Annotated in this window: 16 protein-coding genes; 10 read left to right on the top strand and 6 right to left on the bottom strand. The window is 72.1% G+C overall.

Annotated elements, in window-relative coordinates; all coding sequences use genetic code 11:
- Positions 1-4 precede the first annotated feature (4 nt).
- On the bottom strand, positions 5-790 hold the full coding sequence (locus CP975_RS06005) for a LysR substrate-binding domain-containing protein (protein ID WP_150476633.1): 786 nt from the start codon (positions 788-790) through the stop codon (positions 5-7).
- Between the two features lie 58 nt (positions 791-848).
- Here CP975_RS06005 and CP975_RS06000 point away from each other — a divergent pair, with 58 nt between their 5' ends.
- Positions 849-1268 (top strand): DUF5997 family protein, encoded by a 420-nt coding sequence (locus tag CP975_RS06000; RefSeq protein WP_199782954.1) that lies wholly within the window; start codon positions 849-851, stop codon positions 1266-1268.
- A 26-nt stretch (positions 1269-1294) separates the two neighbouring features.
- Here the strand turns inward: CP975_RS06000 and CP975_RS05995 are convergent, their stop codons facing one another.
- From CP975_RS05995 to CP975_RS05985, 3 genes are all read right to left on the bottom strand, one after another.
- On the bottom strand, positions 1295-2464 hold the full coding sequence (locus tag CP975_RS05995) for an alanine--tRNA ligase-related protein (RefSeq protein WP_055530085.1): 1170 nt from the start codon (positions 2462-2464) through the stop codon (positions 1295-1297).
- 313 nt (positions 2465-2777) lie between these two features.
- On the bottom strand, positions 2778-3878 hold the full coding sequence (locus tag CP975_RS05990; protein WP_055530070.1) for a barstar family protein: 1101 nt from the start codon (positions 3876-3878) through the stop codon (positions 2778-2780).
- Positions 3875-4393 carry a hypothetical protein gene (locus CP975_RS05985; RefSeq protein WP_055530068.1) on the bottom strand — a complete coding sequence of 173 codons (519 nt, stop codon included), beginning with the start codon at positions 4391-4393 and terminating at the stop codon, positions 3875-3877. Before CP975_RS05985 ends, CP975_RS05990 begins: the two co-directional genes overlap by 4 nt.
- 153 nt (positions 4394-4546) lie before the next feature.
- Between CP975_RS05985 and argC the strand changes: the two genes are divergently transcribed.
- The 5 genes from argC to CP975_RS05960 are packed head-to-tail and all read left to right on the top strand — an operon-like array spanning position 4547 to position 9422.
- On the top strand, positions 4547-5575 hold the full coding sequence (argC, locus tag CP975_RS05980) for an N-acetyl-gamma-glutamyl-phosphate reductase (RefSeq protein ID WP_055530066.1): 1029 nt from the start codon (positions 4547-4549) through the stop codon (positions 5573-5575).
- Positions 5572-6723 carry a bifunctional glutamate N-acetyltransferase/amino-acid acetyltransferase ArgJ gene (argJ, locus tag CP975_RS05975; protein WP_055530064.1) on the top strand — a complete coding sequence of 384 codons (1152 nt, stop codon included), beginning with the start codon at positions 5572-5574 and terminating at the stop codon, positions 6721-6723. Before argC ends, argJ begins: the two co-directional genes overlap by 4 nt.
- Positions 6720-7670 (top strand): acetylglutamate kinase, encoded by a 951-nt coding sequence (argB, locus tag CP975_RS05970; RefSeq protein ID WP_055530063.1) that lies wholly within the window; start codon positions 6720-6722, stop codon positions 7668-7670. Before argJ ends, argB begins: the two co-directional genes overlap by 4 nt.
- The gene (locus CP975_RS05965) at positions 7667-8872 is read left to right on the top strand and encodes an acetylornithine transaminase (RefSeq protein ID WP_055530061.1); all 1206 of its coding nucleotides are present in this window, start codon (positions 7667-7669) and stop codon (positions 8870-8872) included. The genes argB and CP975_RS05965 overlap by 4 nt, the downstream gene beginning before the upstream one ends.
- 7 nt (positions 8873-8879) lie before the next feature.
- Positions 8880-9422, top strand: a complete 543-nt coding sequence (locus CP975_RS05960; protein ID WP_055530059.1) for an arginine repressor — start codon at positions 8880-8882, stop codon at positions 9420-9422.
- Between the two features lie 93 nt (positions 9423-9515).
- On the opposite strand, the gene CP975_RS05955 is transcribed toward CP975_RS05960, so the two are convergent.
- Positions 9516-10520, bottom strand: a complete 1005-nt coding sequence (locus CP975_RS05955; RefSeq protein WP_055530084.1) for a bile acid:sodium symporter family protein — start codon at positions 10518-10520, stop codon at positions 9516-9518.
- A gap of 89 nt (positions 10521-10609) precedes the next feature.
- A complete protein-coding gene (locus CP975_RS05950) occupies positions 10610-11317 on the bottom strand; it encodes a L,D-transpeptidase family protein (RefSeq protein WP_055530058.1) in 708 nt (235 codons plus the stop codon).
- A 188-nt stretch (positions 11318-11505) separates the two neighbouring features.
- On the opposite strand from CP975_RS05950, the gene argH reads away from it, so the two are divergent.
- From argH to CP975_RS05930, 4 genes are all read left to right on the top strand, one after another.
- On the top strand, positions 11506-12936 hold the full coding sequence (argH, locus tag CP975_RS05945; RefSeq protein ID WP_055530057.1) for an argininosuccinate lyase: 1431 nt from the start codon (positions 11506-11508) through the stop codon (positions 12934-12936).
- A gap of 57 nt (positions 12937-12993) precedes the next feature.
- Positions 12994-13968, top strand: coding sequence for an aldo/keto reductase (locus CP975_RS05940; protein ID WP_055530056.1), 975 nt, complete (start codon positions 12994-12996; stop codon positions 13966-13968).
- A 122-nt stretch (positions 13969-14090) separates the two neighbouring features.
- A complete protein-coding gene (locus CP975_RS05935; RefSeq protein WP_030783124.1) occupies positions 14091-14642 on the top strand; it encodes a TetR/AcrR family transcriptional regulator in 552 nt (183 codons plus the stop codon).
- Positions 14639-16180, top strand: coding sequence for an MFS transporter (locus CP975_RS05930; protein ID WP_055530054.1), 1542 nt, complete (start codon positions 14639-14641; stop codon positions 16178-16180). Before CP975_RS05935 ends, CP975_RS05930 begins: the two co-directional genes overlap by 4 nt.
- The last annotated feature ends 59 nt before the right edge of the window (positions 16181-16239 follow it).

Raw genomic sequence — 16239 nt, 5'->3', positions numbered from 1 at the left:
CCGGTTACGGCCGGCGGCGGGGCTTCCCGCGCCTGGCGGCCGGCTTGGCGCCCTTCGACTGCCGGGCGGGCGCCCCGCGACGGCCCTTGTCGCCCGCCTTGGCCCCTGTCCTGCCGGCGGGCTTGGCCTTGGCCGGGGCCTTGTCCTTCGCTGGGGCCTTGTCCTTCGCCGGGGTCTGGGTACGGCCCCGTGAGCTGTTGACCGTGCGGCCACGGACGATGCCGATGAAGTCCTCGACCAGATCCGTGGTCTCGGCCTCCGGCCAGGCCAGGGCCACGCGCGACTCGGGGGCGCCGGTGACCATGCGGTAGGTGAGGTCCTTGCGGTGGTGCAGGCGCGCCAGGGACTGCGGGACGACGAGCACCCCCACGCCCGCGGCGACCAGCTCGACGGCGTCGGCCGTCGTCTCGGGGCGCTCGGCGGCCGGCACCCCGGGCCGCTGCTCCCACTCCAGCGTCTCGTCGAGCGGGTGGAACACGACCTCGTCGGCGAGGTCCTCGGGCGACACCTCGTCGACCGCCGCCACGACGTGGTCCTTGGGGATCACGACGACCGTCGTCTCGGCGTAGAGGGGGATCGCGCTGAGGTCCGTACGGTCGACCGGCAGTCGTACGAATCCGGCGTCGGCGCCACCGGCCCGCAGCACGTCGGCCGCCTCGGCGGGGGAGACCTGGAGAAGGGTCAGCGGGATGTCGGGCAGCCGCTCGTTCCAGATACGCACCCACTTGGTGGGCGTCACCCCCGGGACGTAGGCGAGCCGGAACGAAGGGGTTACTTCCGAGCCTGTCACCTCGCCAGGCTACCGGTCGTGGTCGGAAGTAGCGCACATGCTCGATACCCTTGACACCATGACGTCGCACCAGACCACCCAGACCATGAAGCCCGCGACCGCGGCGAAGAAGCTGGGTGTGTACCTCGAGGCCACCCCCGCCGAGTTCCAGGAGGGTCTCGTCACGCGCGCTGAGCTGAACGCGCTCCAGACCGACCCGCCCGAGTGGCTCCAGGAACTGCGCCGCAACGGCCCGCACCCCCGCCCCGTCGTCGCAGCCAAGCTCGGCGTCTCCATCGCGGGCCTCGCCCGCGGCGGGGTCACCGAGCCGCTCACCACGGAGCAGATCGACGCGCTGAAGGACGAGATGCCCGGCTGGCTGCGCCAGGAGCGCGCCACGCAGGCCGAGGTCCGCAAGGAAGCGGTGCGTATCAAGGAGAAGCAGGCGGAGGACGCCCAGAAGCGGGCGGCCCGCGCCGACGAGAACGCCCGCTCCTGACCGGCCCCCGCTCCTGACGGACGCCCTCAGCCCGTCGACCGCAGGCTCAGCACGAGGTCCCGCGGCAGGCCGTGGGTGTCGTGCAGATAGCGGAAGTCCTCCTCGTCCAGCGAGCCGTGGAAGCGGGGCCGGGCAAGCACCTGCCGGCCGCGCTCCAGGAGCCGCCGGAACCGGCGCTCCTCGTCCAGCAGCACCCGGCGCACCTCACCCGGGTCGGTGTCCTGCCGGAAGCGGTCCAGGGTGTGCGGGACCAGCTCGTCCGGGAGGTCCCCGAGGCCGCGTGAGGGGTCGTCCCGCCAGAGCACGGTGAGCACCCGCCGCACCAGGCGGCGCAGCACATAGCCGCGCCCTCCGGCGGCCGGACGCACTCCGTCGCCGATCACCACCACGGCCGAGCGCAGATGATCACAGACCAGCCGCAGTGACGGCTCGTCCAGCGGCCACAGCCCCGGCACGAGCCGGCGCCAGGGCTCGAAGACGTCGCACTCGAACACCGAGGTGCGGCCCTGGAGCAGCGAGGCCAGCCGTTCCAGGCCGAGACCGGTGTCGACATTGCGCTGGGCCAGCGGCACGAGCGAACCGTCGGCGAGCCGGCGGTGGCGCATCATCACGTGGTTCCACACCTCCACCCAGCGGTCGTCGCGCGTGGGCGTCGACTCCGGCGGGCCCTCGCCCGTCCACAGGAAGATCTCCGAGTCGGGGCCGCACGGGCCGGTCGGCCCGCTGGGCCACCAGTTGTCCTCGACGGTCAGCTCCACGGGGACCCCGCGTTCCTGCCACAGCTCCACGGAGGCGGTATCGGGCCCGGTCCGCTCGTCACCGCCGAAGGCCGTGGCGTGCAGCAGCCCCGGATCGACACCGAACCCCTCGGTGAGCAGCCAGTACCCCCAGTCGAGGCTCCGCGGACCCTCGTAGTCGCCGAGCGACCAGGTGCCGAGCATCTCGAAGACGGTCAGATGGGTGGGGTCGCCGACCTCCTCCAGGTCCGTCGTGCGCAGACAGCGCTGTACGTTGACGAGTCGTCGGCCCAGGGGGTGCGGGCGCCCCGCCAGGTAGGGGATGAGCGGATGCATGCCCGAGGTGGTGAAGAGCACCGGGCCACCGGACGGTGGCAGCAGCGTCGAGCCGGTGATCCGGCGGTGCCCGCGGTCCTCGTAGTACTCGACGAACGTACGGACGACTCGCTCGGTGCTCATGGGAACGGTCTTCATGGGAGTGGCTCCTTGGCGTCGCGGCTGGGGAGGCGCCGGGCGACGGCCCGCGGAACACCGGAACCGGGAGGGGAGACCACGGATCCACCGGCGGGCCGTTTCCGGTCGCCGGTGGGATGAGGACGTACGTCAGGCGGCGGCAACCGGCGAGCTGGTCGCTCGCGCGGTCGCGGTACGGCTTCGGCCGGTGACGTTCATAGGGCCGAAGGTAACGCGCCCGAAGCGGGGGGCACGCGAATTATCGGCGGCGGGGGCGCGGCGGCTTGTACGACGAGATCGCCGCCGGCCGCGCGACTGCTCAGGCCAGGGTGACGGCCATGCCGCGCTCGGACAGGGTGTCGAGGACCGCGGCGAACAGGTCGTAGGGCCGGCCGTCCGGTGTCAGGGCGTGGGAAAGGTGCTCGTGGGCGGTCGCGGCGTCGCGCCACAGCAGGGTGGCGGGGGCGGTGTAGCCGAAGGTGCCGCCCAGGCATTCGCGCAGGGCGGCGAGGCAGCCGCCGAAGTAGCCCCCCGGGCCGTTGACCGCCTCGCCGAGCGCCAGATAGAGGGCGGGTTCGTCGGTGATGTGCCGCCCGTCGAGTTCGTAGGTGTGCCCGGCCGGCCGGTCGTGGTGGTGGGTTCGCCGGCAGCCCCGCTCCCGGACGAGGTCGTGCCAGGCCCCGCGGCGGCGGGTGTCGAGGCCGGCCCAGGCGTTCACGGCGTCCGGTGGTCCGGCGAACCACCGCTCCCAGACCGGCCGGGCGTATTCGGGAACGGGTGTGAAGAGGCGGCCTCCGTCGAGTTCCAGGTCGATCAGGCCCGCCCCCTGGGAGGAGGGGCGCCAGCCGCTGACGGTGGCCCGCAGCAGCCGGTCGGTGAGCGGCTCACCCTGTGCGTCCCGGATCTCCAGAGCCGCCTCCTCCAGATCCAGCGCCCGCCGGGTGCCCTTCACCAGCGCCGCCCTCAGCCGGTCGCTCGGCGCGAGCCCCCGCAGGACGAGCGAGGGCGGCTGCTCGGACGAGAGGACGTGGGTGAACTCGCGGCAGGAGCCCAACCAGCGGTGCCCGTCGTGCACGCGCACGCGACCCCTGTACTTCTCGGGCGGTCCCTCGTAGTCGTCCAGACCGGTGAGCAACAGGCCGTCCGCTCCGGGGAGTTGCCCCGAACTCTCCGCGTCCTCCAGCAGCCAGGCGTCGAGTGCGTCGTCCTCCGGCACCAGCCACACCCGGCTGCCCACCCACGCGGGTACGCCGGAAGCCTCCGGAACCCAGCCGGACAGTTCGTACGTCTCGCGGTCGGGTTCCCCGAAGAGTCCCCCCACTTCGGCGCAGACGCCCCAGACATGGCCGTCGCCGGTCCCGGCCAGGGTGTACCGCGGGCCCTCGCGCCCGTTCTCATCCTCATGCACAGGGGCAATCATCCCTGGACCACGTAGGTCCGGCGCCGGTAGTAGTGCACCGTCACCGCCCCCAGCAGCGGGCCCCAGAGGAGCAGGGGAGCGTAGACGATGTTGAGCAGCCATGTGCCCCAGGCGCTGGCCGCCATGTCCGCCGCGTTGATGGACGTGTGGACGAACAGTGCCCCGAAGACCGTCGTGGCCAGCGCGCCGAGGCCCGCCAGGGTGGTGGCCACCATGACGGGCACCCGGCGGCCACGGAGATACGGGATCCAGCGCGGCCAGGTCTCGCCCCAGCTCCGTACGAGACCAAGGGCGAGGAACCCGAAGAACTCGGAGACCAGACTGAGGCCGACGAGGTAGTACGACCCCCAGCCCGGGGCGTGCATCTGGTCGTACTCGGACTGTGCCAGCCCCACGGGGACGCCGACGGCGATGGCGACGCGCCACAGCGCCGAGGGCACGTTGGTCAGCGCGGCCCCCGTCGCGGCGAGTCGGGCCCAGCGCGGCACGTTCGGTAACGCAGGTGTTCTCGGCATGCGACCCAGGCTGGTCGAGGTGGCGTGGCCGGGGCGTCGCCCCGTGGGCGCATCCGCCTCGTCCTCGCGGCGGAGAGGCCGTACGACTACCGGAGCGCCATTGCATAAAAGTGCAGCTCTGCGTATAGTCATGCCATCCAAGAGGAGGGTTCCATGGCGGTACGCGCAGCAGTGGCAGGGGCGAGCGGGTATGCGGGCGGCGAATTGCTGCGTCTGCTGCTCGCCCACCCCGAGGTGGAGATCGGCGCCCTGACCGGGAACACGAACGCGGGGCAGCGCCTGGGCGCGCTCCAGCCGCATCTGCTTCCGCTCGCCGAGCGGGTCCTGGAGCCGACCACCGCGGAGGTTCTCGCGGGGCACGACGTCGTGTTCCTCGCGCTGCCCCACGGGCAGTCCGCCGCCGTCGCCGAGCAGCTCGGCCAGGGCGTCCTCGTCGTCGACATGGGCGCCGACTTCCGGCTGAAGGACGCGGGGGACTGGGAGAAGTTCTACGGCAGCCCGCACGCCGGCACCTGGCCCTACGGCCTTCCCGAACTGCCGGGCGGACGCGCCGCGTTGGCGGGCGCCAAGCGCATCGCCGTCCCCGGCTGTTACCCGACCGCCGTCTCGCTCGCGCTCTTCCCCGCGTACGCGGCGGACCTCGTCGAGGCGGAGGCCGTGATCGTCGCCGCGTCGGGCACCTCCGGCGCGGGCAAGGCCGCCAAGCCGCACCTCCTCGGCTCCGAGGTCATGGGCAGCATGTCGCCCTACGGAGTGGGGGGCGCGCACCGGCACACGCCCGAGATGATCCAGAATCTGAGCGCCGCCGCCGGTACCTCCGTCACCGTCTCCTTCACGCCGACGCTCGCCCCGATGCCACGCGGCATCCTCGCCACCTCCAGCGCGCGGGCGAAGCCGGGTGTGACCGCCGAGTCCGTGCGGGCGGCCTATGAGAAGGCCTTCGCCGACGAGCCGTTCGTCCAACTGCTCCCCGAGGGGCAGTGGCCCGCGACCAGCGCCGTGTACGGCTCCAACGCCGTGCAGATCCAGGTCGCGTACGACGACACCGCCGGCCGCGTGATCGTGATCAGCGCCATCGACAACCTCACCAAGGGCACCGCGGGCGGTGCCCTGCAGAGCATGAACATCGCCCTCGGCCTCGACGAGGCCACCGGGCTTACTACGATCGGAGTCGCGCCGTGAGTGTGACGGCAGCCAAGGGATTCACGGCGGCGGGCATCGCCGCCGGGATCAAGGAGAACGGCAACCCGGACCTGGCCCTCGTGGTCAACACCGGGCCCCGCCTCGCCGCCGCGGGCGTGTTCACCTCCAACCGCGTCAAGGCCGCCCCCGTCCTCTGGTCGGAGCAGGTGCTCAAGGGCGGACTCGTCTCCGCCGTCGTCCTCAACTCCGGCGGCGCCAACGCCTGTACGGGCCCCAAGGGCTTCCAGGACACGCACGCGACCGCCGAGAAGGTGGCCGAGGTCCTGTCCCTCAACGCGGGCGAGGTCGCCGTCGCGTCGACCGGGCTCATCGGCGTGACGCTGCCGATGGACAAGCTCCTGCCGGGCGTCGAGAAGGCCGCCGGTCAACTCTCCGCGCACGGCGGCGAGAAGGCCGCCATCGCCATCAAGACCACCGACAGCGTCCACAAGACGTCCGTCGTGACCAGGGACGGCTGGACCGTCGGCGGCATGGCCAAGGGCGCGGGCATGCTCGCCCCCGGCCTCGCCACGATGCTGGTCGTGCTGACCACCGACGCCGACGTCGAGGCCGGCGTCCTGGACAGGGCGCTGCGGGACGCCACCCGGCTCACCTTCGACCGGGTCGACTCCGACGGCTGCATGTCCACCAACGACACCGTGCTGCTGCTCGCCTCCGGAGCGGCCGAAGTCACCCCCGAGTACGCCGAGTTCGCCGAGGCCGTCCGCGAGGTCTGCGACGACCTGGGCCGCCAGCTCATCCGCGACGCCGAGGGCGCCAGCAAGGACATCAAGGTCGAGGTCGTGAACGCGGCGAGCGAGGCCGACGCCGTCGAGGTCGGCCGGTCCATCGCCCGCAACAACCTCCTCAAGTGCGCCCTGCACGGCGAGGACCCCAACTGGGGCCGGGTGCTCTCCGCGATCGGCACCACGTCCGCCGCCTTCGACCCCGACCGGCTCAACGTCGCCATCAACGGCGTCTGGGTCTGCAAGAACGGCTCCGTGGGCGAGGACCGCGACCTCGTCGACATGCGCTACCGGGAGATCGTCGTCACCGCCGACCTGGCCGCGGGCGACGAGAGCGCCACCATCTGGACCAACGACCTCACCGCCGACTACGTCCACGAGAACAGCGCGTACAGCTCATGAGCCAGCCCACCGCGCGTAAGCACACCGCGCTGCCCAAGGCCCAGACCCTCATCGAGGCGCTGCCCTGGCTGACCCGGCACCGCGGCAAGACCGTCGTCATCAAGTTCGGCGGCAACGCCATGGTCGACGACGACCTGAAGGCCGCCTTCGCCCAGGACGTCGTCTTCCTCCACCACGCGGGCCTCAAGCCCGTCGTCGTGCACGGCGGCGGCCCCCAGATCAGCAAGGCCCTCGACCGGCACGGCATCGTCAGCGAGTTCAAGGCCGGCCTGCGCGTCACCACCGAGGAAGCCATGGACGTCGTACGCATGGTGCTCGCCGGCCAGGTGCAGCGCGAACTGGTCGGGCTGCTCAACCGGCACGGCCCGCTCGCCGTCGGCCTCACCGGCGAGGACGCGCACACCATCACCGCCACCAAGCACCAGCCCCGCATCGAGGGCGAACTGGTCGACATCGGCCGGGTCGGCGAGATCACCAAGATCGACACGGGCGCCATCCAGGCGCTGCTCGCCGACGGCCGCATCCCGGTCGTCTCTTCGATCGCCCGTTCCCAGGACGAAAGCGACAAGGGGCATGTCTACAACGTCAATGCTGATACGGCGGCTGCGGCACTCGCTGCGGCGCTTGGTGCCGAGACCCTGATGGTCCTGACCGACGTCGAGGGCCTGTACGAGGACTGGCCGAACTCCGACGAGGTCATCAGCAGGCTCACCGCGAAGGAGCTGGAGAAGCTCCTGCCCGAGCTGGCCAGCGGCATGGTCCCGAAGATGGAGGGCTGTCTGCACGCCGTACGAAACGGCGTCGAGACCGCCCGGGTCATCGACGGGCGGGTCCAGCACTCGATCCTGCTGGAGATCTTCACCGACGAGGGCATCGGCACGATGGTCGTGCCCGACGCCACCAGCACCGGCACCGCCAACAGCACCGGCACCGAGGGGGAGTCATGAGCAACCAGGAGCTGACCACGCGCTGGCAGAGCGCGCTCATGGACAACTACGGCACGCCGCGGCTGCCCCTCGTGCGCGGCGCGGGCACCAAGCTGTGGGACGCCGACGGCAAGGAGTACGTCGACTTCGTCGGCGGCATCGCGGTCAACGCGCTCGGCCACGCGCACCCGGCGGTCGTCGAGGCCGTGAGCGCCCAGGTCGCCTCGCTCGGCCACGTCTCGAACCTCTTCGTCGCCGAGCCGCCCGTGGCGCTCGCCGAACGGCTGCTCCAGCTCTTCGGGCGCGAAGGCCGTGTGTTCTTCTGCAACTCCGGTGCCGAGGCCAACGAAGGCGCCTTCAAGATCGGCCGGCTGACCGGCCGATCGCACATGGTCGCCACCGACGGCGGCTTCCACGGCCGGACCATGGGGGCGCTCGCCCTCACCGGCCAGCCCGGCAAACAGGAGCCGTTCCTCCCGCTGCCCGGTGACGTCACGCACGTCCCGTACGGCGATGTGGAGGCTCTGCGCGCGGCCGTCACCACCGAGACCGCCTTCGTGATCATCGAGCCGATCCAGGGCGAGAGCGGCGTCGTCATGCCGCCCGCCGGCTATCTGCGGGCCGCCAGGGAGATCACCCGGGCCACCGGGACCCTCCTCGTCCTCGACGAGGTGCAGACCGGAATCGGCCGGACCGGGCACTGGTTCGAGCACCTGGCGCACGACGGCGTGGAGCCCGACGTCGTCACACTCGCGAAGGGTCTCGGCGGCGGCCTGCCGCTCGGCGCGACCGTCGCGTTCGGCGCGGCGGCGGAGCTGTTCAAGCCCGGTCACCACGGCACGACGTTCGGCGGCAACCCCGTCGCGTGCGCCGCCGGGCTCGCGGTCGTCGACACCATCGCCGCCGAGGGCCTGCTGGAGAACACCAAGCGGGCGGGCGAGAAGCTGCGCGACGGAATCGAGTCACTCGGACACCCGCTCGTAGGGCATGTCAGGGGCTCGGGCCTGCTGCTGGGTATCGTGCTCACCGAGCCGCTCGCGCCGCGGGCGCAGCAGGCGGCTCAGGACGCCGGCTTCCTGGTGAACGCGCCCGCCCCCGATGTCGTACGGCTGATGCCACCGCTGAACGTGCGCGGCGACGAGGTGGACGCGTTCCTCCGGGCGCTGTCCGGCATCCTGGACAAGGCTCTTGAAGCCGACGGGGACGGACGATCCGGAGAATGAGACGACGATGAGCCAGGCGCAAGGCAACGAGCACGGCGACCACGCGGGTCCCGCCGTGCCGCAGACCCGCACCGCACGCCACCGCCGGATCGTGGACATCCTCAACCGGCAGCCGGTGCGCTCCCAGAGCCAGCTGGCGAAGCTGCTCGCCGACGACGGCCTGACCGTCACGCAGGCGACGCTCTCCCGCGACCTGGACGAGCTGAACGCGGTCAAGATCCGCAACGCCGAGGGCGACCTCATCTACGCCGTGCCGAGCGAGGGCGGTTTCCGCACCCCGCGCGCGCCGCTCGGGGAGTCGGCCAAGGAAGAGCGGATGCGGCGTCTCTCCGCGGAGCTGCTGATCTCCGCGGAGGCCTCGGCCAACCTCGTCGTGCTCCGTACGCCGCCGGGCGCGGCCCAGTTCCTCGCCTCGGCCATCGACCAGGCCGAGCTGCACGACGTCCTCGGGACGATCGCGGGCGACGACACGCTGATGCTGATCAGCAGGGAGCCGGCGGGGGGTCAGGCGCTGGCGGACCACTTGCTGCGGTTGGCCTCCAACGATTGATCTGGCTCCTGAGCCTTGGGGGTGCTCTGTCGCCGGCTGCGCCTGGCTCGTCCTCAAACGCCGGACGGGCTTGAATGTCGCAGCCCCTTGTTCTCAAGCGCCGGACGCGCTTGATGGCCGCTGTCCGTCCGGGGACTTTCGTGTGCGCGCCATCCAGGCCGCTACCAGCGCGCCCGACACGTTGTGCCAGACGGAGAACACCGCCGAGGGCAGTGCCGCGAGGGGGCTGAAGTGGGCCGTGGCCAGGGAGGCCGCCAGGCCCGAGTTCTGCATGCCGACCTCGAAGGCCATCGCCCGTGAGGCCGGTTGCCCGAGGCGGGCCAGTTTGCCGGCGCCGTAGCCGAGCGCGAGGCCCAGGCCGTTGTGCAGGAACACCGCGAGGAACACCAGCGCCGCGGCCGACTTGATGGCCGCGGCGCTGCCCGCCACGACGATCGCCACGATGGCGGCGATGGTCAGCGCTGACAGCCACGGCAGCGCCCCGAGCACCCGGTCGACGTACCGCCCGAAGAGCAGCCGCACCACAAGGCCCGCGAGGACCGGCAGCAGCACGGTCTTGAGGATGTCGGTGACCATCGAGCCCGCGTCCACCGGCAGGTACTCGCCCGCCAGCAGCAGCGTCAGCGGTGGTGTGACCAGCGGCGCGAGGACCGTCGAGACGGTGGCCACGGACACGGACAGCGCCACATCGGCGCGCGCCAGATACGTCACCACGTTCGACGCGGTGCCGCTCGGCGCGCAGCCCACCAGGATCACACCGGCCGCCAGTTGGGGCGAGAGGTTCAGCGCGTGGGCGATCAGCCAGCCGAGCCCCGGCATGATCACGTAATGGGCGACCAGGCCCAGCGCGACCGCCCAGGGCCGCTTGACCACGCCCTGGAAGTCCAGCGGGGTCATCGTCAGCCCCATGCAGAACATCACCACGCCCAGCAGGTACGGCACGCCGGTGCCCCAGCCCTCGAAGACGCCGGGTGCGGCGAGGCCGAGAGCGCCCGCGGCCAGGACCAGGACGGGGAAGACGGTGACAGCGCGTCGGGCGGCCTTGTCGCCGCCGCTCCTGCCGCCGGTGGGTGCGGAGATCGTCTGTTCGGGGTGCACGGCGCGATGCAACGCCCCGCCCACGCGCGCGTGCAACCCCGTCTCGGTATGTGGTCACTACACGGACCGTCCCGGGCGGCGGGGGTGGCTCAGTAGCGGGTCAGGGCCGTGGGGCCCGACGCCGTGCCGATCGCGATGTGCGGCCGCAGGCCCGGCTTCGCCCACCGCAGGATCTGGCGCATCGCCCTCGCGGGCACGGAGACGCAGCCCGCCGTCGCGCCGCTCCCGTGGACGTGCAGGAAGATCCCCGCACCCCGCCCGCGCACGGGACGGCTGTAGTTGTAGTCGATGACGAGGGCGTGCCGGTACTGCGGGTCGTAGGTGATGAGGTGCTCGGACTCGGCGGCCCGGCAGTCGGCGGTGAGCGGCTCGGACCAGCGGTTGTAGGAACGTGACGCGTTGTCCTGGCACCACCAGGACTCCTTCGTCACGCGCCGGTACGGGTAGTCGGCGCCGCTGGGTCTCGGGGCGATCCCGAACGCGTACGGAAGCCCGTACAGGCCCGTGGGTGTCGTCCTCGTCCCCTGCCGGCGCGAGCCGCCCTCCACCAGCCCCTTCGCGCCGAACCGGGCGGAGGCGGACCCGGCCTCCACCCAGCGGCCGCCGCGCCGGTCCCACCAGGTGAGCGCGCCGGTGGTGGAGCCGGTGTCCGGTGCCTCGGCGGTGATGAGCTGGCCGCCGCCGCCCGTGTCGGCCATCCGTTCCGGAAGCGGAAGGCCCGGCACGGGCGCCGCCCCGAGCGTGCCGGTGGCGGCGAACAGGACGGCACAGACCAGGGCGGCGGCTCGTGGGCGCATGGCTCGGACGCTAGTGGGCGGCAGCGGAAGCGGCAGCCCGGGAAGGCCGTCGATGCTCCGTGCGATGCAATCCCTCGCTACACCCGGTGGAGCCGATTGACGAACCATGCATAACTCTGCATACTCATGCACAGCGCATGGCGCGCAGCAGCGAACCCGGCGAGCGACAGTCCTGAGGAGCACGTGAAGTGAGCAGCAACAACGGCGGTGACGTCCGGCTCTGGGGCGGACGGTTCGCCGACGGGCCCGCCGAGGCCCTGGCCAAGTTGTCCGCGTCGGTCCACTTCGACTGGCGTCTCGCGCCGTACGACATCGCCGGTTCCCGCGCCCACGCGCGCGTGCTCCACACGGCGGGGCTGCTCACCGAGGACGAGCTGACCCGCATGCTGGCCGGGCTCGACCAGCTCGAAGCCGACGTCGCGGACGGCTCGTTCGTCGGCACGATCGCCGACGAGGACGTCCACACCGCCCTGGAGCGTGGCCTCCTGGAGCGGCTCGGGCCCGACCTCGGCGGCAAGCTGCGGGCCGGCCGTTCGCGCAACGACCAGGTGGCGACGCTCTTCCGGATGTACCTGCGCGATCACGCGCGGATCATCGGCGGCCTCATCGCCGAACTCCAGGGCGCGCTCGTCGGCCTCGCCGAGGCGCACCCGGACGTCGCCATGCCGGGGCGTACGCACCTTCAGCACGCCCAGCCGGTCCTCTTCGCCCACCACGTCCTCGCGCACGTCCAGTCCCTGTCCCGGGACGCGGAGCGGCTGCGGCAGTGGGACGAGCGGACGGCCGTCTCGCCGTACGGCTCGGGCGCGCTGGCCGGTTCGTCGCTCGGCCTCGACCCGGAGGCGGTCGCGAAGGACCTCGGCTTCGAGCGCGGCAGCGTGGGCAACTCCATCGACGGCACGGCCTCCCGGGACTTCGTCGCGGAGTTCGCCTTCATCACCGCGATGATCGGTGTGAACCTCTCCCGGATCGCCGAGGAGGTCATCATCTGGAACACGAAGGAGTTCTCCTTCGTCACCCTCCACGACGCCTTCTCGACCGGCTCGTCGATCATGCCGCAGAAGAAGAACCCGGACATCGCCGAGCTGGCGCGCGGCAAGTCGGGCCGCCTGATCGGCAATCTGACGGGCCTGCTGGCCACCCTCAAGGCGCTGCCGCTCGCCTACAACCGCGACCTCCAGGAGGACAAGGAGCCGGTCTTCGACTCCTGCGACCAGATGGAGGTCCTGCTGCCCGCCTTCACCGGCATGATGGCGACGCTCACCGTCAACCGCGAGCGCATGGAGGAGCTGGCCCCGGCCGGCTTCTCACTCGCCACCGACATCGCCGAGTGGCTGGTCAAGCAGGGCGTGCCGTTCCGTGTCGCGCACGAGGTCGCGGGGGAGTGCGTGAAGGTCGCCGAGGCCGAGGGCAAGGAGCTGGACGGCCTCACCGACGAGCAGTTCGCCAAGATCTCCGAGCACCTCACCCCCGAGGTCCGCACGGTCCTGAACGTGCCGGGCGCCCTGGCCTCGCGCAGCGGCCGCGGCGGCACCGCCCCCTCGGCCGTCGCCGTCCAGCTCGCCGAGGTCAAGGCGGACCTGACGGTGCAGCAGGAGTGGGCGGACGCGCGCAGGTGACGACGGGGCGTCGCGGGTTACGTTGGCGGGGAGATCCCCTACGACGAGGAGCCCGCGATGCCCTTCGCCCGTCTTGCCGCAGCCACCACCCCGACCGCGCACCTGGGGCTCGGTCTCGCCGCCGTCGGCAGGCCCGGCTACATCACCCTGGGCCGCGAGGCGGACCTGCCGCCGTCCCGCAGTGTCGAAGCGCTGCGCGAGCGCACGTTCGACCTGCTCGACGCCGCGTACGCCTCCGGCGTCCGCTACATCGACGTGGCGCGCTCCTACGGCCGCTCGGAGGAGTTCCTGGCCGCCTGGCTGCACGCCAGGTCCGATGTCCGTGACGTCGTCGTCGGCAGCAAGTGGGGCTACACGTACACGGCGGACTGGCGGACGGACGCCGAGGGCCCGCACGAGGTCAAGGACCACAGCGTCGCCGCCTACGACCGGCAGCGCGCCGAGACCGCCGAAGTGCTCGGCGACCGGCTCGACCTCTACCAGATCCACTCCGTCACCCCCGAGAGCCCGGCGCTCACCGACAAGGAACTGCACGCCCGCCTCGCCGGCCTCGCCGCGGAGGGCGTCACCGTCGGCCTCTCCGTGAGCGGCCCCGAACAGGCGGCCGCGATCCGCGCCGCCCTTGAGGTAACCGTCGACGGGGAGCCGCTCTTCCGCACCGTGCAGGCGACGTACAACCTCCTGGAGACCTCCGCGGGGCCCGCGCTCGCCGAGGCGCACGACGCGGGCCTGACCGTGCTCGTCAAGGAGGGCATGGCCAATGGCCGCCTCGCCGCCCCGCACGCGCCCGCCGCGCTGCGCGAGGTCGCCGAGGAGACGGGGCTCGGCTGCGACGCGGTGGCGCTCGCCGCGCCGCTGTGCGAGCCGTGGGCGGGCGTCGTCCTGTCCGGGGCGGCCACCTCGGTCCAGCTCGTCTCCAACCTGCACGCGACCGCCGTCGACCTCGACACGGGCCACCTCGAACGCCTCGCCGGGCTCGTGGAGGAGCCGCGGGAGTACTGGGGGCGGCGCGGGGAACTGCCTTGGCACTGAGCGGCGGCGCGGGAGCTGCCCTGGCGCTGAGCGGCGGCGGCGCGGGGGAACGATCTTGGCGCGAGCGGCACCGCAGCACCCCCTGTGAGACAACTGCGTCTCAATAGGTCTAGGCTTGTCTCATGTCAGTCGATCGCGACCAGGTCCTGCGCAGCGCCGCGGCCCTGCTCACCCACAAATCGACCTCCACCATGGACGAGGTCGCCCGCGCGGCGGGCATCAGCAGGGCCACCCTGCACCGCCACTTCGCGGGCCGCGACGCCCTCGTACGCGCCCTGGAGGACCTGGGACTCCAGGAGTGCGAGGCCGCCCTGGACCGGGCGGAACTCGACGCGGGCAGCGCTCAGGACGCCCTGCGGCGCCTGGTGAAGGAGATCGAACCGCACGCCGGCCTCCTCGCGTTCCTCTACACCGAGAACCAGCTCTTCGAGGGGGAGGCGCAGAACGAGGGCTGGGCCCGCATCGACTCCCGCCTCGCCGCGCTCTTCCGGCGCGGCCAGGAGAGCGGGGAGTTCCGCATCGACCTGACGCCCGTCTGGCTCACGGAGGCGCTCTACGGCCTCATCGGCTCCTGCGCCTGGGCCGTACTGGACGGCCGGGTGGCCGCCAAGGACTTCTCGTACATGATCGCCGAGCTGCTGATCGGCGGCGCGCGGCGGAGAGTGGACTCATGACCAGCACCCCTCAGCGGACCGCCGCGGCGGACGTGGAGCGCGGCCCCGGCCGCTGGCTCGCGCTCGCCGTGCTCGTCCTCGCCGTGCTCCTGGTCGCCGTCGACGCGACCGTGCTCGGCCTGGCGACCCCGTACATCAGCGAGGACCTCAAACCCTCGGGCACCCAGTTGCTCTGGATCGGCGACGTCTACTCCTTCGTGATCGCCGGTCTGCTCGTCTCCATGGGCAGCCTCGGCGACCGCATCGGCCGCAAGAAACTGCTGCTCACCGGCGCCGTCGCCTTCGGCGCGGTCTCGGTCCTCAACTCCTACGCCACGAGCCCGGAGCTGATGATCCTGGCCCGCGCGCTGCTCGGCGTCGCGGGCGCGACGCTGATGCCGTCCACGCTGGCGCTGATCCGGAACATCTTCCACGACCCGCGCGAGCGCAGCCTCGCGGTCGGCATCTGGGGCGCCATGGCGTCCGCGGGCGCGGCCGTCGGGCCCGTCGTCGGCGGCTTCCTGCTCGAACACTTCTGGTGGGGCTCGGTCTTCCTCATCAACCTGCCGGTGATGGCCGTCCTCGTCCTCGTCGGCATCAAGCTCCTGCCCGAGTCGAAGAACCCCGCGCCGGGCCCCTGGGACCTGGTCAGCGTCGTGCTCTCGCTCATCGGCATGATCGCCGTCGTGTACGCCATCAAGGAGGCGGCCGCGCACGGGCTGCGCTGGGACGCCGTGCTGGCCGCGGTCGTCGGCGCGGGCGCGCTCACCTGGTTCGTACGACGCCAGCTCACGCTCCCCGCACCGCTGCTGGACATGCGGCTCTTCCGCAACCGCGGCTTCTCCGGGGCGGTCCTCGCCGACCTGCTGACCGTGCTCGGCCTGTCCGGCCTGGTCTTCTTCCTCTCCCAGTTCCTGCAACTGGTACAGGGCAGACGGCCGTTCGAGGCGGGCCTCGCCGAACTGCCCGCCGCCGTCGGCGCGGTGGGGGCGGGCCTGATCGCGGGCGTGGTCGCGCGGCGCTTCTCGGTACGGGTGGTGGTCGCGGGCGGCCTCGCGGCGGTCGGCCTCTCGCTCGCCGCGCTCACCGGCCTGAGCCAGCACACCGGCTACCCGCTGCTCGGCGCCTCGCTCCTGGTCGTCGGCATCGGAGCGGGCTTCTCGTTCACGGTGACCGCCGACGTCATCCTCTCCAGCGTCCCCAAGGAACAGGCGGGCGCGGCCTCCGCCGTCTCCGAAACGGCGTACGAACTGGGCGCGGCGCTCGGCATCGCCCTGCTCGGCTCCATCGTCACCGGCGTCTACCGCGACTTCACGGCCCCGCCGGGCACCCCGCCGGACGTGGCGGCGGCCTCGCACGAATCGCTGGGCGGCGCGGTGGAATCGATCGACGCCCTGCCGTCCGCCCAGGCGGACGCCCTGCTCTCGGCCGCCCAGACGGCGTTCGTGGACGGCCTGCGCCTCGCGGCGGGTGTCGGCGCGGCGGTCCTCCTCGCCACGGCTGCGGTGGCGTGGTTCCTCCTGAAGGGCCAGAAACTGGAGGACGGGGTCGAGCACTGAGGGCGTGCGGGGACAACTGTGCGCGACCAGCCGCGGCTCATCCGTGGCTGATCGCGCAG

Source organism: Streptomyces alboniger, from assembly GCF_008704395.1.
Classification (GTDB): domain Bacteria; phylum Actinomycetota; class Actinomycetes; order Streptomycetales; family Streptomycetaceae; genus Streptomyces; species Streptomyces alboniger.
This window is presented reverse-complemented; position numbering and strand designations above follow the sequence as displayed.

Bases quoted from the DNA above. Each gene is read 5' to 3' on its own strand.
- CP975_RS05940 (WP_055530056.1), top strand. From the start codon at position 12,994: ATGCCCTTCGCCCGTCTTGCCGCAGCCACCACCCCGACCGCGCACCTG.
- CP975_RS05930 (WP_055530054.1), top strand. From the start codon at position 14,639: ATGACCAGCACCCCTCAGCGGACCGCCGCGGCGGACGTGGAGCGCGGC.
- CP975_RS05950 (WP_055530058.1), bottom strand. From the start codon at position 11,317: ATGCGCCCACGAGCCGCCGCCCTGGTCTGTGCCGTCCTGTTCGCCGCC.
- CP975_RS05965 (WP_055530061.1), top strand. From the start codon at position 7,667: ATGAGCAACCAGGAGCTGACCACGCGCTGGCAGAGCGCGCTCATGGAC.
- argC (WP_055530066.1), top strand. From the start codon at position 4,547: ATGGCGGTACGCGCAGCAGTGGCAGGGGCGAGCGGGTATGCGGGCGGC.
- CP975_RS05935 (WP_030783124.1), top strand. From the start codon at position 14,091: ATGTCAGTCGATCGCGACCAGGTCCTGCGCAGCGCCGCGGCCCTGCTC.
- CP975_RS05995 (WP_055530085.1), bottom strand. From the start codon at position 2,464: ATGAGCACCGAGCGAGTCGTCCGTACGTTCGTCGAGTACTACGAGGAC.
- CP975_RS05990 (WP_055530070.1), bottom strand. From the start codon at position 3,878: ATGATTGCCCCTGTGCATGAGGATGAGAACGGGCGCGAGGGCCCGCGG.
- CP975_RS05960 (WP_055530059.1), top strand. From the start codon at position 8,880: ATGAGCCAGGCGCAAGGCAACGAGCACGGCGACCACGCGGGTCCCGCC.
- CP975_RS05985 (WP_055530068.1), bottom strand. From the start codon at position 4,393: ATGCCGAGAACACCTGCGTTACCGAACGTGCCGCGCTGGGCCCGACTC.
- CP975_RS06000 (WP_199782954.1), top strand. From the start codon at position 849: ATGACGTCGCACCAGACCACCCAGACCATGAAGCCCGCGACCGCGGCG.
- argB (WP_055530063.1), top strand. From the start codon at position 6,720: ATGAGCCAGCCCACCGCGCGTAAGCACACCGCGCTGCCCAAGGCCCAG.